Origin of the sequence: Ferruginibacter paludis, assembly GCF_030409685.1 — a bacterium.
GTDB lineage: Bacteria > Bacteroidota > Bacteroidia > Chitinophagales > Chitinophagaceae > Ferruginibacter > Ferruginibacter paludis.
The window spans coordinates 348,274-372,486 of sequence record NZ_JAUFQJ010000015.1 but is presented as its reverse complement, the minus strand read 5'-3'; the positions used below and the strand labels follow the sequence as shown (position 1 = coordinate 372,486).

Below are 24,213 nucleotides of genomic sequence, written 5' to 3'. Positions count from 1 at the left end.
TCAGGATTGATGAGTGTCGCCAATATTTTCTGAATTGGCTAAAAAAGGATTATTGGTATCAATATAACCGGGTATCAGTACCTCTTCGCCTGGCCGGTCAATATCAGCTTTACTTATTTTTTCAAAATATTTAAACAACCAGTACACCAATGCAATACCTACCACGCCAAACCACAATGGAAAATGATCATCTATTTTTGAAGGGTCCGTTTTTGCTCCCGGCTTGGTTGAAATGAACAGCATCGTAATTGCAAAAGCATTATTAAAAAAATGCCCGATGATGTTTAACCAGATATTGCCGGTGCGGTAATACACCCAGCCGAGCACAAAGCCCAGGGCGAACCTGCTTAAAAATCCTAGGTACGATCCGTGTATAGCACTAAAAATAATGGACGTAACTATGATAGCCAAAATCGGCTTTTTAAACCAGCGGGATAATAAATTTTGCAAACCTCCCCTGAACATTGTTTCTTCAAAAACAGCCGGTAAAAAAGCGATCATCACTACAGACACCAGGTAATCCAAAAAATTATCCATCCTTGCGATAACGGCCACCTGTTTATTGTAAGCATCTTCTGCTTCTTTAAACTGCAGCAAAGTTGCCTTTGACCAGGGTATCAGTTCAGTCAGTTCCTGCAGGGCGCCAACAATTGGCAGGCTTGCAAACATAACCAGTATTACAACTCCTGCCTGCTTTATATCTACCTTATGTGTAAATCCCAGGTGCAGCCATGGCTTCCTGTGACATAACAAAGCGTAAAAAAAAGGCGGTAAAAAAAACAAAAATAAAGTGCTGATAAATTGCATCCATCTCAATGCAGTCGCATTTTCAGGTACCAGTATTTTATCCATAATTGCTGCAGAAGATCCGCCGGAAAGATCTTTCAGGTGGATTTTACCAATCAATGGAATCAAACTGATAAAGCCGCCAAAAATGAGCCCCACCCCGCAGAAAACGGCTAAAATACCCAGCTGGCCCCAGTAATTATAACGTTTGGTAGCAAAATGCGCCATAGTAAATGCTTATAAGTGCGTAAATTTACAGCCTAAAAGTTTACAGTTTGCAGTTTATTACTGCCGTTACTTTATAAATCATTTTAAACAGTATCCCGGTAATCAGCAACATCAACAGCAATTAATATTTATGCCTTCTATCGGTAACATACAACTTCCGGAATTTCCTTTATTGCTTGCGCCTATGGAAGACGTAAGCGACCCGCCATTCAGGGCCGTTTGCAAAGACAAGGGTGCAGACTTAATGTATACTGAATTTATCTCTTCGGAAGGATTGATTAGGGATGCTATCAAGAGCCGGCAAAAACTTGATATTTTTGATTATGAAAAACCGGTAGGCATTCAGATTTTTGGTGGCGACGAAGAAAGTTTGGCGATGGCTGCTAAAATAGTAGATGTAACCAATCCTGATTTACTGGATATCAATTTTGGTTGTCCTGTAAAGAAAGTTGCAATGAAAGGCGCAGGAGCAGGTGTTTTAAAAGATGTTGACCTGATGGTTCGGCTGACAGCCGCCGTGGTAAAATCTACTTCATTACCGGTAACGGTTAAAACACGGCTTGGCTGGGATGATGAACACCGGAATATTGAAGAAGTGGCGGAACGTCTGCAGGACGTGGGTATACAAGCACTTGCTATACATGGCCGCACCCGTGCACAAATGTACAAAGGTAGCGCCGACTGGGAACTGATTGGAAAAGTGAAAAATAATCCGCGGATCAAGATCCCCATATTTGGTAACGGTGATATTGACAGTCCGCAAAAAGCACTGGAGTACAAAGATAAATTTGGCGTGGATGGTATTATGATTGGCCGTGCTGCAATTGGTTACCCATGGATATTTGATGAGATAAAACATTTTCTTAAAACAGGTGAAATTTTACCGTCACCAACTATTGAGGACCGGGTAGAAGTATGTAAAAAGCATTTGCATAAATCGTTTGAATGGAAGGGTCCTTTAGTTGGTATTTTTGAAATGCGCCGGCATTATGCCAACTATTTAAAAGGGCTTCCTGGTATTAAAGATTATCGTTACCAGCTGGTAACGTTGAAAACAGTAGAAGAAATTGATGCCGTGCTGGATGAAATTGTTATTAAGTACGCCGGCTACCAGTTTGAAAAAACACCGATAGAATTAATCAATTACCACGAAAAATGTCCATTGTAACTAGCACCGGGCTTCTTTCTTTTTATTGCCCGGTTTGCCCATGCTGATTGCTTTGTTGATGTATTTGATAGCATCAGGCTCTTTACAGGCAGTATCGCCCATATTTACTGTAACCAGGCCTATTTCTTTTGCGGCTTCTTTTGCTTTATTGCCAAGCGGAACAACATAAGAGCCTGTTGCTATCACGAATTGATTCATCGTATGCCTTACTCTATTGGCTGATGTATGAATTTTTTTTGTAACCGTTTTTAATAGCTCTTCCAGTTTTTTAATATCAAGTAAATCGTCAGGTTGTATCGCAACAATATTGGCGAATGTTGCCCAGCCCGATGCGGCTATCTTTTCCGTGGATGATTCAATCCATTCCAATGCCAGCTTCCAACCGTGCTTGCTTTCAGCTGCAATCCATGCAACCGTATATTCGTTGATCATGGAATAATTGGCGTTTTTAACCCAGGCCGCCAAATCTTTTTTTGTCATTTTTGATTCATCGGCTATCAGTCCTGCAAAGTATTGGGCATCTGCGTTACCGGTAGCAAACAGGTCAAGGGCTAGTGAATAATCTTTTTTTATTTTTTTTTGAATTGGTTTCATGTCACCCACCTTCACGCCAAAAACCGGCTCCCTCGCACCATGGCGTGTAAATGTTTTTTTGGTTTGTTCACTGCCCAGGGTTGCCAGCGTTTTAATCACTTCATCTTTTGTCATTGGATAACTATTTAAGTTGATCAAGATAAGTTTGAAGACCTGTTGTATATTGATGTGCTCTTTTTTCAGCAATAAAATCTGCCCCTAAACTAATGGCGGCTTCAATAGCCAGCGCCATTCCAAGTCCTGCCCAAAAAGATTTTTCTGTATGGTTCCGAAAGTAAAAAAAAATGCCGGCTCCTGCAAGCAACAGCGCAATTTCTGTAAAGCGGTAAATAACAAAATTTGCATTCACCTTTTGTATGCGGGGGATTTCATTGGTTTTAATCTCGCCTGGATTCATATCATAAGCGTATACATTTCTTTTACGGTCAGCATCACATCTTTTATATACTGTAAAGCCAATGGTTAAATGCATCAGCCCCACGATTAAAAAAGGAAGTGCAAACCCTTTGTACCAATTGGTTTTAAGATAAAAGAAAAAAATCAATGCCAGTAATATAGCGGCTATGCCAATGATTATAAACAGCAGGCTTTCGGATTTTTCTGCGTTAAAATATTTTTCAATATCCGCTTTTGTAAACATAGATTTATTTGATGGGTAATATATACAATAAAAAAATTATCCAATGGCTGCCAGCATCTCCGTGCCAAGCGGCGATACCGAAGGATCAAAATAATGAGTCAGTACGCCCTCTTCATCCACCAGGTACTTTGAAAAATTCCAAACAGGTGCTTTATTGTTCCAGCCGTTTTTATCGGCGCTGCTTAACCAGTTAAAAACAGCGTTTTGGTCAGCGCCTTTTATAACCCGGCTCTTTTTCATCAAAGGAAAACTTACGCCATAATTAATTTTACAGATTGATGCGATGTCTTCATCGGTGCCTGTTTCCTGCTCTTTAAAATCATTGGCCGGAAAGCCAAGTATTATTAGTTTATTGTTGAACTTTTTATATAGTTTTTCCAACGCTTCGTATTGATGTGTATACCCGCAATCGGAAGCCGTATTTACCAGCAGGATTTTTTTCCCTTTTAGGTCACTTAATGAAAGCAGTTCATTATTACTTTTTAACAGCTTCAGTGTGTAAATGGAAACTACCGGCGGTATTTTTTGTCCGTTAATTTTTATGCGATCCTTTTTAAGGCCGCTTAATTTCATCAATGCAGGGTAGAACACTTTTAGTAACCTTTGTTTAATAGTCATACGTTTTTTATTAGCACCTGGAATTACTTCATCAGCCATTTGAATATATTTAGTTTGCCTTTATAAGATGGGTATTTCATTTTAGGATCAAACCAGGTGGGTGTTTTTAAAATCCCCTTCCTATGACTGAACGTATCAAAAGAAAATTTGCCATGATAATTGCCTGTACCGCTTGTTCCCCGCCCGCCAAAAGGCAGCTGGTGGTTGGTTAAATGCAAGGCCGCATTGTTAATACAGCCTCCACCAAAAGGAATAGCATTAATCCATTCTTGCTCTTTTTCACTACTCCCGGTAAATATGTAAAATGCAAGCGGGTTGGGATTTTTTGCAATGATATCCCTGGCTTCTTGCATGGTTGTAAAACTAATAACCGGCAACACAGGTCCGAATATTTCTTCTTTCATAATGGGCATACTCATTGAAACCTGATCTATTAAAGAAGGTTCAATGTATAGGGCGGATCTGTCTGTTTTACCACCGGCCAGCAAATTCCCCTGCGCCAGGTAAGTCACTATCCGGTCGAATTGTTTTTCATTAATGATTCGCCCATAATCGTAACTGTCTTTCGCATCCAACCCCATAAACTGAGTCAGTGTTTTTTTAAGTGCGGTTATCAATGCTTCTTTTTGCGAAGCATGTACCAGCACATAATCCGGTGTAACACACATCTGTCCTGCATTGGAAAACTTGGCCATTGCAATGCGGTTCGCTGTAACTGCAATATCGGCATCTGCTTCTACCACGCAGGGGCTTTTACCGCCCAGTTCAAGGGTAACCGGTACTAAATTTTTGGCAGCCATCTGGTAAATAATTTTACCAACTGCAGTACTGCCTGTATAAAAAACATGATCAAATACAAAGTTGTTCATCATCTCCGGAATTACGGTGGCGCCATCCCCTTCTGTAAATAAAACATACTGCGGGTCAAAAGTTTCAGCAATGATCTGCTTCATCAATGCCGCAGTTGCCGGGGCAAATTCAGATGCCTTTAAAACAACACAATTACCAGCAGCAATGGCCCCCGTTAGTGGAGTAAACAACAGTTGCAGCGGGTAATTCCAGGGGCCAATTATTAACACTGTTCCTAAAGGCTCTTTTACAATAAAACTTTTTGAGGGAATATTCAATAAGTTGGTACCAACCGATTCCCGTTTCATCCATTTTTTTAAGTGATTGATTGCATATGAAATTTCTGATAACAAAAACCCTGTCTCTGTCACCCAGGTCTCTTCCGGACTTTTTTTAAGGTCTTTGTAAAGTGCTTCCTGTATTGATTGCTCGTATTTTAAGATGGTTTGTTTTAACCGCGTTAGCTGTTCCCTTCTGAATGCAAATGATTTTGTAGCGCCGCTTTCAAAATATTGGCGCATCTTTAAAAGATCATTTATTACTGGCATGATGATAATTTTGCAGCAAGGTAATTAAACCATTTGTATGACGGATGAACAGTATATGCAGCAGGCTTTGAAAGAAGCACACAAAGCTTTTGATGAAGGCGAAGTACCAGTAGGTGCTGTAATTGTAATGAATGACCGTATTATTGCGAGAGGCTATAACCAGGTAGAAAAATTAACTGACAGCACGGCTCATGCAGAGATCATTGCATTGACCGCAGCCTTTAATTTTTTAGGAAGCAAATATCTTCCGGAAGCTGTATTGTATGTAACTGTGCAGCCTTGCCTCATGTGCAGTGGCGCTTTATACTGGAGTAAAATCGGGCGGGTTGTATATGGAACCGAGGACGAAAAAAATGGTTACAAAAGGGTGGCGCAAGATGTCTCCCCGTTTCATCCTAAAACAACTGTCACCGGTGGCATTTTGCAAAACGAGTGCGCACAACTAATGAAAGATTTCTTCAAACAAAGGCGGTAGCATGCAATTGGCTGATCATGTGGCCAGCCTAAAATATCACGAGCTTTTTCTTTACCACTTTATCTTTTTGATTGATTGAAATAAAATAGATCCCGGGCATCAGCGATAAAAACATAGCAATTTCTTCCTGCCCGTTTGTGAGTAAACGGTTGTCCTGCCGGCATAACTTTCCTTTTGTATCCGTAATTTTTACCTGGGCTATACCGGGCTCAAAACCCTGCACCTGCAATGAAATTTTATTTTTAGCGGGATTGGGATAAATCTTCACCGACGTATGGTCTTCGGTTCTCACTATTTTTTCCGGAATGGCATTTACAACGGCAGTAGTGGGAATACTGTCGGACACTTGCATAGCTTGCACAGACTGTGCAAGACAGCAGCAGCTATAGAGGCAACAAAGAATAAACAGTAATGGTTTGAACATCGAATTTAATTATGGGGTATATGTCAACGCAATTACCATGTCAATATTTCATAACAGTTTCTTAAAAAATGAAACGGCATTGTATTTGACATCTCGGTATAAGGCTACTAAATTTGTAAAAAATAATAGGTTACGCGTTATATTAAATAAGTATTTACATTAAAATCAATCTATAAAACAACAATTATGGCATTTACATTACCGGCATTACCATATGCTCACGACGCATTGGAGCCACATATTGACACCTTAACCATGCAGATACATCATGGAAAACATCACCAGGCATACGTTGATAATTTGAACAAGGCACTTGCTGGAACACCTAATGAAGGCAAGACGTTGGAAGAAATTGTAGCTGTTGCAGGAACCATCAGCGCACCCGTTCGCAATAATGGAGGTGGTCACTGGAACCACAGTTTTTTTTGGGAGACAATGGCACCTAATGCAGGCGGCGCACCAACCGGCGCATTGGCTGATGCTATTACCGCGGCCTTCGGATCTTTCGATGCATTTAAAGAAAAATTTGCAGCAGCAGGTGTTGGCCGTTTTGGAAGTGGCTGGGCATGGCTGATTGTTAAAGATGGCAAACTCGAAATTTCTTCAACCCCTAATCAGGATAACCCGTTGATGGATGTTGCCGAAGTAAAAGGTAAACCTGTATTGGGAGTGGACGTTTGGGAACATGCTTATTATTTAAAGTACCAGAACAAGCGCCCTGATTACTTGGCCGCATTTTGGAATGTGATCAACTGGAAAAAAGTAGCCGAGCGTTTTGAGGCTGCTTCAAAATAATTTCAGATAATTTTTTTACAGCTGCAGTAGAAATATTGCAGCTTTTTTTGTGCGGAACTTGGCCCGCAAGGCGAAGAAATTTCTACATAACACGGCAACAGAGCTCATAATATAGCTTGTACTTACTGGCAACATTGTTGATATAGTTATCCGGTAACTATATTGTTTCATTTTTAATTTTATTATTATGCCATTTATAACATCCAATCAAAATAATGCCGAACCTGTAAATATTTATTATGAAGATTGCGGAAAAGGTAAGCCTGCGGTTTTTATTCATGGCTGGCCTTTGAACGGCGCTATGTGGGAGTACCAGGTAACACAACTGACGCAACAAGGTATACGTTGTATAACTTACGACCGGCGTGGTTTTGGTAAATCGGACTGGCCTTATGAGGGCTATGACTATAACACGATGGCCGGAGATTTGAAAGCTTTATTAGATGAGCTGAACCTGGAAGATGTGACCCTTGTTGGATTTTCGATGGGTGGCGGTGAAATTGCAAAATATTTCTCTTTATACGGAGGCCCCCGTGTTACGAAGGTAGTGTTGGTGAGTGCGGTGGTGCCTTACATGTTACACACTTCCGACAACCCGGAAGGTGTTCCACAAGAGCAATTTGATGAAATGGCCAATGGAATAAAACAGGACCGGCCAGCTTTTATGGAAAGTTTCGGTAAAGATTTTTTCGGCGTTTCGTTGCTAAATCACCCGGTTAGCGATGCATTTCTAGCCAATAATTTAACGCAGGTGATGAAGTCTTCGCCGATTGCTACACTGCAATGTGCACAGTCATTTTCTTCTACCGATTTCAGGAAGGATGTAATAAAAATAAACGTGCCCACTCTAATAATTCATGGCGACAGCGATAAAACAGTCCCGATAAAAGTTACAGGTGAAGAAAGTGCAAAATTAATTCCGAATGCAACGTTTATAGTTTATGAGGGTGAGCCACACGGTTTATGGTATACGGCTAAAGAAAGGCTGAATGAGGATCTGCGTGATTTCATTTTAATTTCTGCCGACCAGGCAGGTAGCAAATTCAGGGAAAGAGAAATTGTAAGAGAAAATAGCGAACCTTATCACGCATTTTAAGATAGCATAATCAAGCAAGGAAAATGCTTGACGCCATTTTACAGAATCATTTGTGGTTTTGTAAGATGGCTTTTTTATGGCACCGGGTCATGTCCATGTCCACCCCAGGGATTGCAACGCACAACTCTTTTTGCAGTTAACCAAAAACCTTTGAGTGGGCCATATTTTTTAAAAGCTTCTATTCCATATTGAGAACAGGTAGGCGTAAAACGGCAGCGGCTGGGTAACCAGGGAGATATGATTAACTGATATAACCTTATAATCCATATAAAAGGGGCGCTAATTATTTGCTGTACTGTCTTCATGCACCATTTTTTGAAGCCTGCTTAAAACGGTTTTTATTTTTTCCGTAATCAGTGAGTATTCCGGTATTTCCTTGCCGACGTACATCAAAAAAATAACCAGTTGTTTGTCACTTTGTTCAACTTGCAGCTGAAGATTATTTTTTTGTAACCGGTACGCTTCTTTCATCAGCCGCCTGATGCGGTTACGATGGACCGCTTTTTTAAAATGTTTGGAACTTACCGTAAATCCAGCCTGTAAACTGGTGGATGTTTTTTCCCGGTACTGCCAAACAATCCTTATTGGAAAAACAGAAAAAAATTTTCCTTCTTTAAATAATTGATCAATTATTTTACGGCTCTTAAGCCGCTCCTGTTTGCCCAGCGTATATCGTATTGTAGATTGCAATTATAACAAAAATAAAAAAAGCCTTCCAAAAGGAAAGCTTATATTTTGATGCTTGGTATCCCCTTTCAGGAACTGGAGCGGTTTATTTTTTTCCGAAACGTTCGTCAGAAACGGTCAGCTTTGCACGACCTTTTTTGCGGCGGCTTGCCAATACCTTGCGGCCGTTGGCAGTTTGCATGCGCTGACGAAATCCATGAACATGTTTTCTTCTGCGTACATGTGGTTGGTATGTTCTTTTTTTACCTGGCATTGTATTAAGTTTTTTCCTTTACAAAATTAGTTACAAAAGCATTTTTAATCTACATTCATCAGGGCACCATCCCTGCTGCTTGTGAAAGGACGGCGAAGGTAAGGTAAAATTGTGATTTGGATGGTGTGATTTCAAAATTTTTTATACTTAAAGAACCAAATGTTCAGACTGGATGGAGTTTCCATAAAAAATGGTCGCCTTCTGGTTAAAATCGTCGGCTGAATCTGTTGTAAAGAAAACAGAATTGCCCTGCTTATTGCATTTGCTTTCAATTTCAGGATGGCGTTCTAAATAATCCACCAGGCTTTTAGCAACAATATCGCCCTGTGATACAATTGAAATAGCCGGACGCAGGTAAGCCCGTATTTTATCAATCAACAATGGATAATGCGTACATGCCAACAACACGGTATCAATTTCATTCGACTGATCGAGCAACTGATCCAGGTATTTTTTTATAAAGTAATCAGCCCCCGGAGAATTGTATTCATTGTTCTCCACCAGCGGCACCCACATGGGGCAGGCTTGCTGAAATACCTGGACAGAGGGAAAGAATTTTTCGATCTCAATCGGGTAGGATAGAGATTGAACTGTTCCCGCTGTTCCTAATACGCCTACTTTATTAGTATATGTATAATGGCCAATTATTTCTGAAGTAGGGCGTATAACACCCAATACTCTCTTAGAAGGATCAATTAAGGGCAGATTAAGCTGCTGTATGCTGCGCAAAGCCTTGGCTGACGCTGTATTACAAGCCAATATCACCAGTGGACATCCCTGTTTAAAAAACCACTCAACACACTGCAACGTGTATTGGTAAATGGTTTCAAAACTTCTTGAGCCGTAGGGTGCTCTTGCATTATCACCCAGATAAACATAATCATAACCAGGAAGTTGGCTTTTTATCTCCCTTAAAACCGTTAAGCCTCCATAGCCGCTGTCGAATACTCCAATTGGTCCTTTTACCATATACCAAAAATACAAAAGCCATCCCGTTTACAAGATGGCTTTTGTATAATTTATAATTTAAATTAAGGCTTTGGCTTTGCTGCCGGTGCTTTTGGCGCTTCCTTATCCTTAATGTTTAATTTCTTCTTTACCAGTGGCAAAATATCATCTCCGGGAGGGCCAACAATTACTGCATTTTGGTCTAACACGTACGTGTAAGCATTTTCTTTACCAACTACTTTAATTGTTTCCAAAGCTTTGTTACGTATTGGCATCAATAACTCCTGTTGCTTTTCCTGTAATTTCTGCTGGGTTGCTTGCTGGAAGCCCTGTAATTTTTGGTACAATTCAATTAAGGCAGATCTTCTTAATTCTTTAGTAGCAGAAGATAATTTGGCCGAATCCCTTACGAAAGCACTGTCTTTTTCCTGTAACTCTGAATTTAAATCAGTGTATTGCTGTTGCAATGCTGTCTGGTAATCCTGTAACTGGGTAGTAGCTGTGGCTGCTTCCGGCATTGCACCGATTAATTCTTCGGTATTGATGTAGCCGATTTTTTGTGAAAAAGCCGTATTGGTCAATCCTAAAATTGAGACAACTAATACAACTACTGCGAATAATTTTTTCATCGTTGGTTTAAATGTTTAATTGTTTTGTTTATAGTTTATTTTTTGTGGTTTTTGGCTGCATGCCAATATTTGATTGTGATTTATTTAACACCCAGCAACTTCAATACATCGTCGCTTTTGTCAAGTTTTGGGTCGGCAAATATAACGGTAATTCCTTCACTTTTGTCTAAAATAAAATCATAAGATTTCTCCACAGCCAATTTCTGGATGGCTACATAAACCCTGTCCTGTATGGGTTTTATCAATTCCTGTCGTTTTTTAAACAAGTCGCCTTCAAAACCAAAGCGCTTTTTTTGCAGGTCCCTTACTTCCTTTTCCCTGTTAAATAATTCATCTTCTCTTTTCTTTTTTAAATCGTCACTCAACATAACCTGTTCAGCGTCATAATCCTTATACATCTTATCCAGGTCGGCCTGTTTTTTTTCAATTTCCTGCTGCCACTGAGCGCTAAACTGGTCTAACTTGGTCTGGGATTCCTTGTAATCAGGCATTTTTTCCAGTATGTATTTTGAATCAATTACTGCATATCGTTGTGCCAGGGCAACAAAAGAAAACAACAGTAAGGCACTTACAAGCGTTAATATTTTTTTCATCTTCAGACTTTTTATACAAATTAAGGGATAAAATTTAAGCTGTTAATAATTATTCAGGCTCCTGACCCAGCATAAAGGTGAATTTGAATGCGTTTTTAACCGGTTGTCCAGCCTGTATCCTGTCTATACCAAGACCATAATCAAATCCCAACAAGCCAAACATAGGCAGAAAGAAACGCATACCCACGCCAACAGAACGGCGTAACTTAAACGGATTATAATCTTTAAAATCATACCATCCATTGGCAGCTTCAAAAAAAGCAAGACCATAAATTGTACTGCTTGGGTTGGTACTGAAGGGGTACCTTAATTCAACCGTATATTTATTAAAAATGGTAAAGAACTCAGAAGGCGTTACGTTATCAGGATTCACTTTCGGGTCAGAAGAATTATACACCGGGTATCCCCTGTGGGCAATGATATCATATCCCAATATGGCAAAGTTGTTACTTAAACCTGCATCTCCCAATTGAAAACGCTCAAATGGCGAAATCTGGAGTTTGGAATTATAGCGGCCTATAAAACCATATTTGGCGGAAGCCTTTAATATAAACTGTTTATTTTTATCCGCACCATGCGCTATACCCAGTGGTACATAATAATCGCCGTTAAAGCGCCATTTATGAAACTCCGGCCATCTGTAAGGATTTTCAGTTTCGTTCACGAGACCAAGTGCTGAGTAAGGCAATGTAAATTGTCCGCTCACCATAAAGTTCGATCCGCCCGTTGGGAAAATAGGATTACCCTGTGTGGCACTACGCGCCAGTGCCAGTTTTAAACTGATATTGGTAGAAGTACCATTGCTAATTCCTTTAAAGATGTTAGCATAATTTTTCAGTTTGTATTGCTGCACATTTAAAGAGGTAACAAAAGAAAAATAATCATCCGGCCATTTTAATTGTTTACCTAATGATACACCGGCACCAATTGTTTTCAGGTATGAGCTATCACCGCAACTGTTACAATATTGTCCATATGCGTTGTATGCGTTGGCATATTTCGTATTGTACAGGCTCACAGAAAAGGAATTTCTTTTTTTACCTCCGAGCCATGGTTCTGTAAACGAAAGGTTATACGACCTGTATGCACGTCCATTGGACTGCACCCTCGCACTCAATTTTTGTCCGCTACCCGATGGTAAAGGATCCCATGTTTTTTTATTAAAAATATTGTCGATGGAAAAGTTGTTGAAGGTAATCCCCAATGTACCTGTTAAACCAATACCGCCACCAAAGCCGGCAGATAATTCCAACTGATCATTCGATTTTTCTTCCACACCCCAGTTGATATCCACTGTTCCATTGTCAGAATTGGGAACGATATTAGGAGTGATTTTTTCAGGGTTAAAAAAGCCTAACTGGCCTAATTCCCGTTGTGTACGGATAATATCCTGACGGCTGAATTTTTCACCGGGTACTGTTCTTAATTCCCTTCTTACCACATAGTCTTTCGTTTTTTCATTGCCTGAGATTTCCACTTTGCCAATAGTGGCCTGGGGGCCTTCCTGCATACGAATTTCAAAGTTGATGGTGTCATTGTAAACAGATGTTTCTATTGGATCAACTTTAAAAAACAGGTAACCATCATCCATGTATAAACTACCTATATCACCACCTTCTGCCGTTAACTGCTTACCTAAGCGTTTATTCAATAATTCAAGGTTATAAATATCTCCTTTACGGATACCCAGCAACAGATTTAAAACTGAATCGGAATATTTTGTGTTTCCTCTCCACACCATGTCGCCGAAATAATACTTATGCCCTTCGTTTACTTTTACATACACATCCAAATTTCCTTCTGCATTGGGCACTTTAGCATCTTCTACAATATTGGCATCTCTAAAACCCTGGGAATTGTAATAATCAAGCACGTGTTCTTTATCTTCTTCGTACTTAACCGGGTTAAACTTTGCTGAACTGAATAATTTAAAGCGGAACCAGGGATCCAGATAAGATTTTGTTTTGGATAGGGACAGGTAACCGTAATCTTTGAGGTAGTCGCCAAAAGAAATTCTATTGCTGCTGTCGCCAAAAGGGCTGGTACTTTTAGGTGGATACAAAGTAAATCTTGTCATCTCATGTGTACCCTTCATCTGCTTTTTTAATTTCAGGTCGCCGATATTATCGTTACCTGAAAAGTCAATTGAATTTACTTTGACCTTGTTGCCCTTGTCAATATTAAATTCTAAAATAACCGCATTTACCGAGGAAGGAGACTTCTCTTCCTTAACAACAGTTTTTACATTGCGATATCCTTTATCTGCAAAAAATTTCTGGATGGCATCCATGGCACTCATCTTCATATTATCGGTTACCACCCTGTCTTTTACCAATCCGCTCTTGGTGGCCAAATCATCTTTTTCCCCCTTCTTAATCCCATTGAATTTGAAATCAGCCAAACGGGGTCTTTCAGTAATTGCTATTTCTACATAGAGGTCTTTGCCTTCCAGCCTGGTGAAATAAATAGCAACATCAGCTATCAGATTTTGTTTCCATAATTTGGTAATGGCTTTACTAAAAATATCTGTGCCTGGAAGCTGCACCTTATCACCCACTGCAAGGCCAGAGATAGAAATAATAAGATTGCCATCAAAGCCTTTATTTCCCGTTACTGTAATTCCAGCGATCGTATATGGTTTGGGGGTTTTAGCATTTAAGATTTCCAGCAATTCGGGATTTGCAGAAACCGGGTGCGAAGTATCAGGAACTACCTGGGCAACTGCTGCATTGCCAATAAAAGCGATAAAAACTATCAATAAAAAGTTCTGGTAAATCCTGTGCATTAATTGGTTTTTTTACTATCCGGCAAATTACTTGCTATAATGAAAACTATTTGTTAAACAATCACCCTGTTTTTAACAGTGCTTTTAAATAAAAATTACAATCTTCTTACCCTTTTTAATGTGCAATATGATATATTGCTGCAGGGTTGCTTACATACCTGTTCATCCTGCAGATTTGTGGCTTCAAAATATTAAGCACTGCAGAATAAAGCATACAATTATGAAATGGGTATTTCTTCCTTGATCTGATCACCGGTTTTACCAAATCTTCTTTCCCTGTTTTGAAAATCTATAATGGCTTCATAGAGGTTATCTTTTCTAAAATCCGGCCAACGGGTATTTGTAAAATACAATTCAGCGTAGGCAAGCTGGTATAATAAAAAATTGCTGATACGGTATTCGCCACTTGTACGAATCATTAATTCAGGATCAGGAAAACTACTGGTTGATAAGTATTGTTGTATGGTATCTTGTGTAATTTGTTCAGGCTGAAGCTTTCCTTCTTTTACGTCCGTTGCAATTTGCTTTACCGCAGCCATTAGTTCCCAGCGGCTGCTGTAACTAAGTGCCATAATGAGGTTAAGACCGGTGTTCGCACTTGTTTCTTCAAACGCTTCGTTCAATTCCTTCCTCGCATTTTCGGGTAGCATACTCATATCGCCGATAGCATGCATCTTAATATTATTCTTATTTAATGTTGGGACTTCCTTTCGGATAGTATCTACCAGTAATTCCATCAAACCGGTTACTTCGTATGCAGGTCTGTCCCAGTTTTCGGTACTGAATGCGTATAAGGTAAGGTACTCAATGCCTAATTCGGCACAGCCTTCCACGATATTCCGAACACTTTCCACCCCGTGCATATGGCCAAAAAGACGGTCTTCGCCTTTTTCTTTTGCCCATCTTCCATTGCCGTCCATAATGATGGCAATGTGACGGGGCAATTTTTGCATGTTGATTGTATCCTTCAAACTCATATAAAATAGCATCAGCGACAGTGACTGACTTTGGGCTGCAAAAGTAATAAAATTTAGTTGCAATAAGCGTTTTAACCGAATCTTAACCGTTAATGCTTCAGCCAAAAAAAAACGCCGGAATTATCTCCGGCGGCAATTTTTATATTTTGGAAAACACTAATCAGGGTTTTGGACACACATAACTGCTGATGTTAAACGACAGTCCAACTTCAAAAATAATGTATTGATCTTTTTGTTTGCTCCAGCCACGCTGCACGCCTTCGTTTCCGATAGGCACCGGCACTTTTTCGTAACTTCTGTCCTGCAAAAGACCGGCTGTAGACGGCTGTCCGTTTAAAGGCGGAAATTTATCCGCTCCAACATAAGTAGTACTTACATCATCCAGGTAATCGGTGGTAGTAAGGCGTTCGGCAATTTGGAAAGAGAGGTTCATGCTGCTGTTGATACTGTATTTTATACCCATACCAATTGGAATACACATAGCCGTACTTCCATAGGGTTTTCTTACTTTACCGTCTGCACCAACATATTTTATATTCTGTCCTTCTGTGCCAAGCGGGCGTAGAAATATTTTTTTGTTGTTTAAGTATGCATAAGGATTGTAGCTAAAAATCCCCAATCCGAGTGTTACATAGGGAGTGAAGGAAAAGTCGGGGTCACCAGGGATATATTTTAAAAAGTTAAAATCTCCGTGAACGGCAAATTCCAGGATATCAGAGTTAAAGCTTAGATTCCTGGTATTTTGAAAACTATTTTTACTGTAAATGTCGCTGTAACCAAGCTGAGCATAGTGTGCACTCACTCGCAGGCCCAGGTAATTATTGAACTGTTTTCTGTAAAAAATACCCAGGGCCGGTTTCAGCCTGTTAAGTTTTGCCCTTGTGTTTAAATCGCCAAAATAATGCGCCACACCAGCTGTGAAGCCAAACTCGCCCTGCTGAACAGTACCATATTCTTTTTGAGCCATCACCCCAGATACCAGGGAAAAAAGCAACGATACAGAAAGGATGGTTTTTTTCATAATTACAAAGTAAATAATTGTTTTAAAATAAGTCAGCCTATTCCCCTGCCAGATGAAAGAAGTTTATGCAACAGCAGTTAACGACAGGAACCAAAATTAATTGCGCTTATCGAGCCCCCAGGAAAGTTTATTTCGCAGGGTTTGTAAAAAATTATTTTCATTTAACCTCACCAGGTTTATTGAGAACTCTTCTTTTTTAACAGCGAGTTGTACTTCCTTTGGTACCAATTCTCTCCTGCTATCCAGGCTGCATAAAAACCCGTCGCTTCTGCTTTCCACTTCAAACGAAATTATATTATCATCAGACACCACAATGGGCCGTATGTTTAAATTGTGAGGCGCTACCGGTGTAATTACAAAGTTGCCGCTTTCAGGAAACACTACTGGCCCGTTACAGCTTAGTGAATAACCGGTTGACCCGGTAGGCGTAGCAACAATTAAGCCATCCGCCCAGTAGGTATTTAAAAATTCTCCATTTAAGTACGTATGAATTTTTATCATTGATGACGTATCTTTTTTATGGATAACAAACTCGTTTAAACAAAATGGCGCATTGCCAAACAAGGGAAGATCGGCATCCAGGTGAATGAGGGTTCTCTCATCAAGCACATAAGTTCTGTCCACTAATGCCTTAATGGCCGAGCCTAAATCTTCTTTGCCTATTGTGGCAAGAAATCCCAGCCTTCCGTAATTAATTCCTAATACCGGTATTCCTTTATCCTGTATCAGGGTAACCGTATCCAGCAATGTGCCGTCTCCACCGAGGCTAATCATGAAATCATAACTGTCGTCCAGATCTTCCGCAGCATTGAAAGTGCCGTATTTGCCCCGCATATTTACGGCAGAATAAAACTGGTTAAAAAAATCCTGGAAAAAAACAGGCTCAACATTGTAGGTCTTCAGTTCCTCCATAAAAGTTTCAATATCCTTATGCTGGTCGTTTTCTATACCCCGGCTATATATTGCAATTTTCATTTTTTTATTTTTATCATTACCTTATACAAACACCTGCATTGCCATACAATTAGTGTCGTTGTATTTATAAAACATTGATTAGTTAGTGGTAAAATATTAGTCTGCTAATTTAATCGAAAATTATTTACTAATTTTTTAAATACGCCTCTTTGAAAACAGAAGGAGCTAATTACTACAAAAGGAAGGGGTCAAAAAATCTATCTAAGATCAGCCTGTAAAAAAGGAAACCAATAGGAGGAATGGAAAGACGATACTTAAATATCCAGGTAGTTCATCAAGTGGCGATAGTTGGTATCAATATTATCTTCAAATTTTTCGTCTCCGAAAGAATAGAGCACACTATACTCATACCGCTCAAATGCAGTAACGATAGCAGAAACTTCCTGTTTGTTCAGATGGAGCGTCACAGTCAACATTCCAGAATCCGCATGCCTTGTAGTGTTGAGATTCAAAATAACGGCATCGTTGCTTTCTACAATTCTGCTTATTTGCGAAACGGAAAACTGCTGCCTTTCCATTTCCAGTACGATTATGCCACCAAATTCGCTTGATCCTGAAAAGGCGGCCATCGCCTTTAATAAATCAGGTGCAGTTATCACACCGGTTAATGCATTGGTTTTACTTATAACTGGCACAATGGAAGTTTCGTGGAGGCTGGTATAATTTACCGCATTTAAAAAGTGGACATCATCTTTTACAGAATCGTGTACAAAATGCTCCTGTAGTATTTCAATACCCGATTTTTCATCATAAGCATCCAGCAAATCGTCCTCACTGATCATCCCCAAATAAATTTCCTCATTTACCACAGGAAGGTGCGTAACTCTGTAATCATTGATAAGACGAATGGCCTTACCAACAGAATCCTGCAACTGCAGTCTGGGAATATTATTATTAATCAGTTCTGCTGTAAGCATAAAAGAGCAATTGTAGCAATACTATAACGGTAAAAAAGTTATTTTAAGTATAGGACAATTAAATTTGTTTAACTGTTGCAGCGGGCGCTTTTTGTTTTGCTAAAAAATCATCTAACACCCTGTTAAATTCTTCCGGAACTTCCATCATAGGTGCGTGCCCGCATTTGTCGATAATATGCAATTCGCTGTTTGGAATCAGGTTATTAAATTCTTTGCCTACAAAAGGGGGAGTGATACTATCGTTATTACCCCATATAAGGCAAGTGGGTTGTTTAATATCCTTTAATTCTTCGCCCAGGTTATTACGAATTGCGCTTTTCGCCAGCGCAATTATTTTTATTACCTTAATACGGTTGTTGGTTATTTCAAATACTTCATTCACCAACTCTTCCGTTGCCATGGCAGGATCATAAAAAGTAAGCTCCGTCTTCTTTCGGATATACTCTTTGTCGCCACGCTTTGGGTAAGTATCTCCCATGCCGTTTTCGAATAAACCAGAACTGCCGGTTAATATCAATGATTTTATTCTTTCCGGATGTTTTAAAATATGTACCAATGCAACGTGACCACCTAGCGAATTTCCTAATAAGTGAATATTATTATAATTGCGGTGCTCTATAAACCGGAAAACAAATTTTTCCAATCCACCTACAGATGTATGAAGCAAATCAAGATCCAATAATGGAAGAATAGGCACAATCACTTTGTGCGTTAAGCGAAAATGTTCAATCAGGTCTTTAAAATTACTCAGTGCGCCAAATAATCCGTGCAGCAACAATAATGGTTCCCCCTCTCCAACTTCTATGTACTTAAATTTTCCGTCTTGTTTAAATTCGTAACTCATTGTTGGAACTGATAAATGCAGGTGATATAACTAACCGCTAAAATAGTGATTCGGGTTAAAATTACAGTAAATAAAATAATGCCTCAAATTAATGAGCCACTTTGGAAGACAAGCTTTCAAAATATCCCTCCAGTTGTGTAAACATATCTTTAAACACCGGGACGATTTTTCCAAAACCATCTATTACAAACGGCGCCCAGGGCTTAACGAAGGGAAATACTTTGGATGATTCCATCGCAGTTTCACTGAACAGGTGTATTTTATCTGCATAAAATAAAAACACGCTGAAAATGATGATGTATAAAACAATATATAATAGTATGCCGCCAATTCTGTTAAGCCATCCCAGCATGGCCATTTCAAAAGTTTTTTCTATCAGCTTGCCGCCCATGTTTACCAATACGGCCACTACAACAAATACGATGGCAAAAGAAATAAAAGGTAGCCAGGAGGCTGATATGGTTGCATTGTTTTGCAGGTAAACTGCTACAACTGATGATAATTTTAGTGCAGCAGCCAGGCCAAGTATAAATGCCACGATAGAAAAAACTGCCACAATAAAGCCCTTCTGATATCCCTTAATAACGGCTATTACAATCAATATGGCAAAAATAATGTCTATCAAAAAATGTTATATTATTTGCTCAATAAATCTTTTACAATGGCGCTGATTACTTTTCCATCAGCAAGGCCTGCCAGTTGTTTACTGGCCACACCCATTACTTTGCCCATATCCGCCGGCGAACTTGCCCCGGTTTGAGCAATAATTGCAGCAACAGCCTCCTTAATTTCACTTTCAGTCATTTGCTTTGGAAGAAATTTTTCTATAACAGCAATCTCTTCCCGCTCTTTTACCGCCAGATCTTCCCGCCCCTGTTTTTCAAAAATTTCCAGTGAATCCCGGCGCTGCTTCATCATTTTTTGTAAAAATTTCTGTTCGGTTGCAGCATCAATCTCACCGCCGGCTCCCGGGTCTGTCTTCGCCTTTATGATTTCTGCTTTAATAGCACGCAGGCCTCTTAAAACGCCTTCGTTCTTTGCTTTCATTGCATCTTTCATTTCACTCATTATCTGCTGTTCAAGATTCATATGTTTAATTGCCGGGCATCTATATGCCGGACTTTTTTATATCGTTAATAATGATTTTATTTGATACAACCACAAACAGGTGGCGTTATTTTTTATTGCTGCTCTTTCAACTGTATTGCCCTGAATTTGTCAAAAAACTCTTTGGCAAATTTTTTCATATCATCACTCAGTTCATGCTGATGTGTAGCTCTTTTAAAAGTATCGGCCATCGTCATCAGCATCTGGTAATAAAAGTCCGCCATTTCATCCATCATCATATCTTTTGTCCAAAGATCAATTCTTAAGGCTGTTTTATCCGCGCCATCCCAAAAAGCAATACACATCGCTTTGGCTTGCTGGGCCATATCGGCTGTACTGTCGCTGGCCGCCCAGCTTATTTTTTGTGGAATTTTATCCGGATCCAATAATACATCAATTTTTATAGTAGACTGGTTCATACAATTTTAATATTACCTGTTTTCCAGATTGCTTTATTTGAATGATAAATTTACAGATGCAAAGATAAAGCCTTTGTGTTTAATCATTTAGGGTAGCGCATTTTTCAAGACATTGCCAAAGTAATTGGCTGGCCCTGGCAGCATCAAAATTTGCCGCATTTAATTTGCATTTTTCAACCAATACATTTCGGAGGGTTTCATCTTTAAAAATCAGCATCATTTTATCTGCCATATTTTCAAAAACGGCAGGTTCCGTAAATAATGCCGCATCATCACAAATTTCATTCATCAGCAGCGAGTTGCTTACAATCACTGGTACTCCGCACTGCATCGCATTAAGTACCGGAATATAGGAAGTATTTTGTCGTGTCGCATAAACAAATGAATAGGCTGCAGCAGTTATTATTCCAAGGTCTGTGCCGTTAAGGTTAGGCAGTACTTTTACCTCGTTTCTGTATTTGTATGTCTGCAAGCTTTTTTCAAACACATTATCGGCACTGTAATTAGTAGCGGCAATCAGCAGCAGCATGTTGCTTTGTTGTCTTTTTTTAAAAAATGAAAATGCCTTTAATAAATTCGTGAGGTTATTGTCGCCCGTTAATTCACCGGTAAATAAAAAATATTCCTTACCGTCAGCATATTTGTTTTTGCAAATCTCTTTTTCCGACTGGTCAAGCGGTTTAAAGTTGTTATCTCCGTTATTATAAATCACCCGCACTTTTTCTTCATCAATTTGGTATTGAGTGCAAATATTATTTTTAAAACACTGGGCACTGGTAATGATTTGTGCAGCTTTATCAAAATGAACCGTCATTTTTTTCTGTGACCTATATGAGTCAGGCACCACTGAAAAATGCGGTAACGCCAAACATTGCGGCACAGTGGTTCTGAAAGAACAAACAGCCTCCAGATTTACAAACAGTGAAGCTTTAACTTTTTTTAAGATAACAGGCAACCGGTAGTCATACCACATTGATTGCAGCAAACGATTCCTGTAATATGGCACATGAATCAGGGAACTGTTTTTTAAGGAAGCCACAAGGTCATTTTGGTCTGCAGCCAGTAAAAAAAAATGGTGTTGAGGGTGATCTTTAAACAATTGATTAAAACGATCCTTTATAAAATTCACTTCAGCAAACGCCGCCGCCTTTTTTATCGAATTGATATTTACTACTATGTTCATTACTGCAAAAATAGGCCTGTCAAACTTATCCTGCTAATTGTACAACTGTCTGTCAACTAATCTGCTTAACCGGTCGTTAACTTTTGTTAATAAACGCTTAACCAAAGCCCAGTCTATATTTGCCCATTGATGAAAAATCTATCATAACCCCATGCAAAAGATTTCGCTTTTTTTTATTATCACAGTGTTGTGTTTTTTCAGGGTAAACGCACAAACTAAGGTCGACACCCTGTCCCTGTCATTCCCTGCAGCAGAAAAAATATTTTTACAAAACAACCTGTCATTGCTGGCGGCAAGGTATAATGTGGATGTAAATAAAGCTCTGATCAAACAGGCAAAACTGTGGGATAACCCGGTGCTGACGACAGACCAAAACATTTATGACGGTAAGTTTTTTCAGCACAACGCGACAGCCGGGCAAGTATATGTACAGGTAATGCAACTGGTAAGAACTGCAGGCAAAAGAAATAAGGCAGCGCAGCTCGCCGCGGATAATACCACTATTTCCCAGGAACAGTTTGATGACTTGTTGCGTACGCTTCGTTACACGCTGCACAATGATTTGCTGGAAGTGAGTCATTTGCTGAAAATTAAAAAAGTATATACCGGAGAAATAGATGAGGTCAATAAACTTTCCAAAGGAATGGATCTTTTACTGCAGGCCGGTAATGTTTCTGTGAAAGATAACCTGCGTATAAAAGCATTGCTGTTTAGTTTGCAAAACGAACTGGTAACCACCGACGCCCAGTTGATAAACATTGAGAGTGAAGTGAAATTATTGCTCAACAACAACGAGCAAAAATTTATAGCGCCTTACTTTGATTACAAATTTGGAGATCTTACAACCGTGGCTATTCCCGATACAAGTGCTTTGCTGCAACAGGCCATTGCAAACCGTCCCGACGCCAGACTGGCACAAACCGCACTGGCTTTACAAAACCATAATCTTATATACCAGAAAGCATTGGCAAAACCTGATATCAGTATCGGAACGGAATATGATCAGCGCAGCAGTTATGCCAATAATTACGTAGGGCTGGCGGTTTCACTACCGTTAAATATTTTTAATAAAAACCAGGGTAATATTGCAGCCGCCAAATTTTCTATACAGCAACAGCAGGCTGTTACAGACCTTACCACCGAAAGAATAAAAAATGAAATTTCAAATGCGGCCAGCAAATTTACTTTTTACCAAAGTGTAAACAACAGGCAGCAGTTAAATTTTTCTCAGCAGTATGATACGTTGTTTACCAATATGTTGCAAAGTTATCAGCAACGCCAGTTAAGCCTGCTGGAGTTTATCGATTTTATGGATGCTTATAAAGACACCAAATTAAAACTGCTTGAACAACACAACGGTTTAGTGCATGCTGCGGCTGACCTCAATTATACCGTAGGCAACGACGTGATAAAACTCGATTAATTTATAACCCGTCTTCAGTAAAAAGGCTAATTGATTCACAGAATAGCCCCATCTTTTTTAAACAGAACGCTCTTAACAAAACTCATCAACATACAAAACATACAATGAAAGTAACCCCAATAGTCACCTTGCTTTTTTTCGCTGCGATTTTATTCTCCTGTAAAGACAAGAAAGAACCCGAAGCAGATCCAAACGCAAAAATTTGCATTACGGATTCCATGGAACAGATCATACACATTGATTCTGCATCCAGTGGCAACATAGAAAATGCATTAAAACTTTCCGGTGAAATTAGTTTCAGCGACAGTAAAGTGGTTAAAGTGTTTCCTTTCAGCAGTGGCAAAGTGATGGAAGTAAAAGTATCGCAAGGGGATAAAGTAAATAAGGGACAAGTATTGGCAACAATCAAGAGTGTGGAAGTGGCTGGCAATTACAGTGATCTTTCAACCGCGGAAAATGACTACAATATATCCAAAAGACAATTGGATAATGAGGCTTCGCTGTATAAAAATGGTATTGCAAGTGAAAGAGAATATAGTGAGGCAAAAGAAAATTATAGTAAGGCGGCTACAGCTGTTCAAAAGCTGAAAGAACAAATCAGTATCAATGGCGGCGGCCATACCAACATAGGCGGCTCTTACGTAATAACCGCTCCTATTGCTGGTTACGTGGTTGAAAAAAAGATCAATGCCGGCGCATTTATCCGTGCCGACAATACGGAAAACATGTTTACCATTGGCGATATCAGTGAAGTTTGGGTTTGGGCAAATGTGTATGAAACAGATATTACCAAAGTAAAAGAGGGTTATACTGCCAACGTTACAACCCTTGCGTACCCTGATAAAATTTTTACCGGTATTATCGATAAAGTGAGCCAGATACTGGACCCTGAGACAAAAGTGATGAAGATAAGAGTTCGCTTAAAAAATGATAACCTGCAACTGAAGCCGGAAATGTTCGCTAACATCACGGTCTTAAATAAGGAAGGCCAGGATGCGATCAGTATTCCTGCAACAGCCATTGTTTCAGAAAACGGAAACAATTATGTAGTGCTGTACCGTGGTAAATGCGATTTAAAAGTACAGCAGGTAGAGTTGCTTAAAATTTCCGGTGATAAAGCTTATCTGAAGTCCGGTTTGCAGGCGGGCGAAAAAGTAATTTCTGCCAACCAGATATTGCTTTACCGTGCATTGACGGAAAAATAACATCCATCCTATTACACACCGCTTTC

28 protein-coding genes are annotated in these 24,213 nt (G+C 39.5%); 6 read left to right on the top strand and 22 right to left on the bottom strand.

Features of this window, described 5'->3' with window-relative positions; genetic code table 11:
- Positions 1-1,014 (bottom strand): CPBP family intramembrane glutamic endopeptidase, encoded by a 1,014-nt coding sequence (locus QWZ08_RS22515; protein ID WP_290339837.1) that lies wholly within the window; start codon positions 1,012-1,014, stop codon positions 1-3.
- Between the two features lie 130 nt (positions 1,015-1,144).
- Here QWZ08_RS22515 and dusB point away from each other — a divergent pair, with 130 nt between their 5' ends.
- Positions 1,145-2,182 (top strand): tRNA dihydrouridine synthase DusB, encoded by a 1,038-nt coding sequence (dusB, locus tag QWZ08_RS22510; RefSeq protein ID WP_290339836.1) that lies wholly within the window; start codon positions 1,145-1,147, stop codon positions 2,180-2,182.
- Here dusB and QWZ08_RS22505 read toward each other — a convergent pair whose 3' ends face one another.
- The 4 genes from QWZ08_RS22505 to QWZ08_RS22490 are packed head-to-tail and all read right to left on the bottom strand — an operon-like array spanning position 2,183 to position 5,431.
- Positions 2,183-2,890: a DNA alkylation repair protein gene (locus QWZ08_RS22505; RefSeq protein WP_290339834.1), complete on the bottom strand. Its 708-nt coding sequence runs from the start codon at positions 2,888-2,890 to the stop codon at positions 2,183-2,185.
- Between the two features lie 7 nt (positions 2,891-2,897).
- Positions 2,898-3,416, bottom strand: coding sequence for a hypothetical protein (locus QWZ08_RS22500; protein WP_290339833.1), 519 nt, complete (start codon positions 3,414-3,416; stop codon positions 2,898-2,900).
- Positions 3,417-3,452: 36 nt separating this feature from the next.
- Entirely contained in the window at positions 3,453-4,034 is a 582-nt protein-coding gene (locus tag QWZ08_RS22495) for a glutathione peroxidase (RefSeq protein WP_290339832.1), read from the bottom strand.
- A gap of 23 nt (positions 4,035-4,057) precedes the next feature.
- On the bottom strand, positions 4,058-5,431 hold the full coding sequence (locus QWZ08_RS22490) for an aldehyde dehydrogenase (RefSeq protein WP_290339831.1): 1,374 nt from the start codon (positions 5,429-5,431) through the stop codon (positions 4,058-4,060).
- A 37-nt stretch (positions 5,432-5,468) separates the two neighbouring features.
- Here QWZ08_RS22490 and QWZ08_RS22485 point away from each other — a divergent pair, with 37 nt between their 5' ends.
- Positions 5,469-5,906, top strand: a complete 438-nt coding sequence (locus tag QWZ08_RS22485) for a nucleoside deaminase (RefSeq protein WP_290339830.1) — start codon at positions 5,469-5,471, stop codon at positions 5,904-5,906.
- A 28-nt stretch (positions 5,907-5,934) separates the two neighbouring features.
- Here the strand turns inward: QWZ08_RS22485 and QWZ08_RS22480 are convergent, their stop codons facing one another.
- Entirely contained in the window at positions 5,935-6,258 is a 324-nt protein-coding gene (locus QWZ08_RS22480) for a T9SS type A sorting domain-containing protein (protein WP_290339829.1), read from the bottom strand.
- Between the two features lie 258 nt (positions 6,259-6,516).
- Here QWZ08_RS22480 and QWZ08_RS22475 point away from each other — a divergent pair, with 258 nt between their 5' ends.
- Both QWZ08_RS22475 and QWZ08_RS22470 read left to right on the top strand, forming a co-directional pair.
- The gene (locus tag QWZ08_RS22475; RefSeq protein ID WP_290339828.1) at positions 6,517-7,125 is read left to right on the top strand and encodes a superoxide dismutase; all 609 of its coding nucleotides are present in this window, start codon (positions 6,517-6,519) and stop codon (positions 7,123-7,125) included.
- Positions 7,126-7,312: 187 nt separating this feature from the next.
- Positions 7,313-8,221, top strand: a complete 909-nt coding sequence (locus QWZ08_RS22470) for an alpha/beta fold hydrolase (protein ID WP_290339826.1) — start codon at positions 7,313-7,315, stop codon at positions 8,219-8,221.
- Positions 8,222-8,295: 74 nt separating this feature from the next.
- On the opposite strand, the gene yidD is transcribed toward QWZ08_RS22470, so the two are convergent.
- From yidD to QWZ08_RS22390, 16 genes are all read right to left on the bottom strand, one after another.
- Positions 8,296-8,526, bottom strand: coding sequence for a membrane protein insertion efficiency factor YidD (yidD, locus tag QWZ08_RS22465; RefSeq protein WP_290339825.1), 231 nt, complete (start codon positions 8,524-8,526; stop codon positions 8,296-8,298).
- Positions 8,501-8,911: a ribonuclease P protein component gene (gene rnpA / locus QWZ08_RS22460; RefSeq protein WP_290339824.1), complete on the bottom strand. Its 411-nt coding sequence runs from the start codon at positions 8,909-8,911 to the stop codon at positions 8,501-8,503. Before rnpA ends, yidD begins: the two co-directional genes overlap by 26 nt.
- Before the next feature lie 82 nt (positions 8,912-8,993).
- Complete coding sequence (rpmH, locus tag QWZ08_RS22455) at positions 8,994-9,161, bottom strand: 50S ribosomal protein L34 (protein ID WP_290339823.1); 168 nt, start codon at positions 9,159-9,161, stop codon at positions 8,994-8,996.
- 147 nt (positions 9,162-9,308) lie between these two features.
- Positions 9,309-10,130 (bottom strand): glutamate racemase, encoded by an 822-nt coding sequence (gene murI / locus QWZ08_RS22450; protein WP_290339822.1) that lies wholly within the window; start codon positions 10,128-10,130, stop codon positions 9,309-9,311.
- 62 nt (positions 10,131-10,192) lie between these two features.
- The gene (locus tag QWZ08_RS22445; RefSeq protein ID WP_290339821.1) at positions 10,193-10,738 is read right to left on the bottom strand and encodes an OmpH/Skp family outer membrane protein; all 546 of its coding nucleotides are present in this window, start codon (positions 10,736-10,738) and stop codon (positions 10,193-10,195) included.
- Positions 10,739-10,818: 80 nt separating this feature from the next.
- Entirely contained in the window at positions 10,819-11,331 is a 513-nt protein-coding gene (locus QWZ08_RS22440; protein WP_290339820.1) for an OmpH/Skp family outer membrane protein, read from the bottom strand.
- 49 nt (positions 11,332-11,380) lie between these two features.
- A complete protein-coding gene (locus QWZ08_RS22435; RefSeq protein ID WP_290339819.1) occupies positions 11,381-14,116 on the bottom strand; it encodes a BamA/OMP85 family outer membrane protein in 2,736 nt (911 codons plus the stop codon).
- Between the two features lie 218 nt (positions 14,117-14,334).
- Entirely contained in the window at positions 14,335-15,156 is an 822-nt protein-coding gene (gene uppS / locus QWZ08_RS22430) for an undecaprenyl pyrophosphate synthase (RefSeq protein WP_290339818.1), read from the bottom strand.
- Positions 15,157-15,253: 97 nt separating this feature from the next.
- The gene (gene porG, locus QWZ08_RS22425; protein ID WP_290339817.1) at positions 15,254-16,114 is read right to left on the bottom strand and encodes a type IX secretion system protein PorG; all 861 of its coding nucleotides are present in this window, start codon (positions 16,112-16,114) and stop codon (positions 15,254-15,256) included.
- Between the two features lie 96 nt (positions 16,115-16,210).
- The gene (locus QWZ08_RS22420) at positions 16,211-17,089 is read right to left on the bottom strand and encodes an NAD kinase (protein ID WP_290339816.1); all 879 of its coding nucleotides are present in this window, start codon (positions 17,087-17,089) and stop codon (positions 16,211-16,213) included.
- Positions 17,090-17,343: 254 nt separating this feature from the next.
- Positions 17,344-18,006: a CBS domain-containing protein gene (locus QWZ08_RS22415; RefSeq protein WP_290339815.1), complete on the bottom strand. Its 663-nt coding sequence runs from the start codon at positions 18,004-18,006 to the stop codon at positions 17,344-17,346.
- A 58-nt stretch (positions 18,007-18,064) separates the two neighbouring features.
- The gene (locus tag QWZ08_RS22410) at positions 18,065-18,850 is read right to left on the bottom strand and encodes an alpha/beta fold hydrolase (protein ID WP_290339814.1); all 786 of its coding nucleotides are present in this window, start codon (positions 18,848-18,850) and stop codon (positions 18,065-18,067) included.
- A gap of 88 nt (positions 18,851-18,938) precedes the next feature.
- Positions 18,939-19,475, bottom strand: coding sequence for a CvpA family protein (locus QWZ08_RS22405; protein WP_290339813.1), 537 nt, complete (start codon positions 19,473-19,475; stop codon positions 18,939-18,941).
- 11 nt (positions 19,476-19,486) lie between these two features.
- Positions 19,487-19,939: a GatB/YqeY domain-containing protein gene (locus QWZ08_RS22400; protein WP_290339812.1), complete on the bottom strand. Its 453-nt coding sequence runs from the start codon at positions 19,937-19,939 to the stop codon at positions 19,487-19,489.
- Positions 19,940-20,031: 92 nt separating this feature from the next.
- Positions 20,032-20,376 carry a gliding motility protein GldC gene (gene gldC, locus QWZ08_RS22395; RefSeq protein ID WP_290339811.1) on the bottom strand — a complete coding sequence of 115 codons (345 nt, stop codon included), beginning with the start codon at positions 20,374-20,376 and terminating at the stop codon, positions 20,032-20,034.
- 79 nt (positions 20,377-20,455) lie between these two features.
- Positions 20,456-21,559, bottom strand: a complete 1,104-nt coding sequence (locus tag QWZ08_RS22390) for a glycosyltransferase (protein WP_290339810.1) — start codon at positions 21,557-21,559, stop codon at positions 20,456-20,458.
- A gap of 151 nt (positions 21,560-21,710) precedes the next feature.
- Here QWZ08_RS22390 and QWZ08_RS22385 point away from each other — a divergent pair, with 151 nt between their 5' ends.
- Both QWZ08_RS22385 and QWZ08_RS22380 read left to right on the top strand, forming a co-directional pair.
- A complete protein-coding gene (locus QWZ08_RS22385) occupies positions 21,711-22,982 on the top strand; it encodes a TolC family protein (protein ID WP_290339808.1) in 1,272 nt (423 codons plus the stop codon).
- A 104-nt stretch (positions 22,983-23,086) separates the two neighbouring features.
- The gene (locus tag QWZ08_RS22380; RefSeq protein WP_290339807.1) at positions 23,087-24,187 is read left to right on the top strand and encodes an efflux RND transporter periplasmic adaptor subunit; all 1,101 of its coding nucleotides are present in this window, start codon (positions 23,087-23,089) and stop codon (positions 24,185-24,187) included.
- Positions 24,188-24,213 lie beyond the last annotated feature (26 nt).

Coding starts and splice junctions, on each gene's coding strand:
- QWZ08_RS22515 (WP_290339837.1), bottom strand. CDS start 1,014: ATGGCGCATTTTGCTACCAAACGTTATAATTACTGGGGCCAGCTGGGT.
- dusB (WP_290339836.1), top strand. CDS start 1,145: ATGCCTTCTATCGGTAACATACAACTTCCGGAATTTCCTTTATTGCTT.
- QWZ08_RS22505 (WP_290339834.1), bottom strand. CDS start 2,890: ATGACAAAAGATGAAGTGATTAAAACGCTGGCAACCCTGGGCAGTGAA.
- QWZ08_RS22500 (WP_290339833.1), bottom strand. CDS start 3,416: ATGTTTACAAAAGCGGATATTGAAAAATATTTTAACGCAGAAAAATCC.
- QWZ08_RS22495 (WP_290339832.1), bottom strand. CDS start 4,034: ATGACTATTAAACAAAGGTTACTAAAAGTGTTCTACCCTGCATTGATG.
- QWZ08_RS22490 (WP_290339831.1), bottom strand. CDS start 5,431: ATGCCAGTAATAAATGATCTTTTAAAGATGCGCCAATATTTTGAAAGC.
- QWZ08_RS22485 (WP_290339830.1), top strand. CDS start 5,469: ATGACGGATGAACAGTATATGCAGCAGGCTTTGAAAGAAGCACACAAA.
- QWZ08_RS22480 (WP_290339829.1), bottom strand. CDS start 6,258: ATGCAAGTGTCCGACAGTATTCCCACTACTGCCGTTGTAAATGCCATT.
- QWZ08_RS22475 (WP_290339828.1), top strand. CDS start 6,517: ATGGCATTTACATTACCGGCATTACCATATGCTCACGACGCATTGGAG.
- QWZ08_RS22470 (WP_290339826.1), top strand. CDS start 7,313: ATGCCATTTATAACATCCAATCAAAATAATGCCGAACCTGTAAATATT.
- yidD (WP_290339825.1), bottom strand. CDS start 8,526: ATGAAGACAGTACAGCAAATAATTAGCGCCCCTTTTATATGGATTATA.
- rpmH (WP_290339823.1), bottom strand. CDS start 9,161: ATGCCAGGTAAAAAAAGAACATACCAACCACATGTACGCAGAAGAAAA.
- murI (WP_290339822.1), bottom strand. CDS start 10,130: ATGGTAAAAGGACCAATTGGAGTATTCGACAGCGGCTATGGAGGCTTA.
- QWZ08_RS22445 (WP_290339821.1), bottom strand. CDS start 10,738: ATGAAAAAATTATTCGCAGTAGTTGTATTAGTTGTCTCAATTTTAGGA.
- QWZ08_RS22440 (WP_290339820.1), bottom strand. CDS start 11,331: ATGAAAAAAATATTAACGCTTGTAAGTGCCTTACTGTTGTTTTCTTTT.
- QWZ08_RS22435 (WP_290339819.1), bottom strand. CDS start 14,116: ATGCACAGGATTTACCAGAACTTTTTATTGATAGTTTTTATCGCTTTT.
- porG (WP_290339817.1), bottom strand. CDS start 16,114: ATGAAAAAAACCATCCTTTCTGTATCGTTGCTTTTTTCCCTGGTATCT.
- QWZ08_RS22420 (WP_290339816.1), bottom strand. CDS start 17,089: ATGAAAATTGCAATATATAGCCGGGGTATAGAAAACGACCAGCATAAG.
- QWZ08_RS22415 (WP_290339815.1), bottom strand. CDS start 18,006: ATGCTTACAGCAGAACTGATTAATAATAATATTCCCAGACTGCAGTTG.
- QWZ08_RS22410 (WP_290339814.1), bottom strand. CDS start 18,850: ATGAGTTACGAATTTAAACAAGACGGAAAATTTAAGTACATAGAAGTT.
- QWZ08_RS22400 (WP_290339812.1), bottom strand. CDS start 19,939: ATGAATCTTGAACAGCAGATAATGAGTGAAATGAAAGATGCAATGAAA.
- gldC (WP_290339811.1), bottom strand. CDS start 20,376: ATGAACCAGTCTACTATAAAAATTGATGTATTATTGGATCCGGATAAA.
- QWZ08_RS22390 (WP_290339810.1), bottom strand. CDS start 21,559: ATGAACATAGTAGTAAATATCAATTCGATAAAAAAGGCGGCGGCGTTT.
- QWZ08_RS22385 (WP_290339808.1), top strand. CDS start 21,711: ATGCAAAAGATTTCGCTTTTTTTTATTATCACAGTGTTGTGTTTTTTC.
- QWZ08_RS22380 (WP_290339807.1), top strand. CDS start 23,087: ATGAAAGTAACCCCAATAGTCACCTTGCTTTTTTTCGCTGCGATTTTA.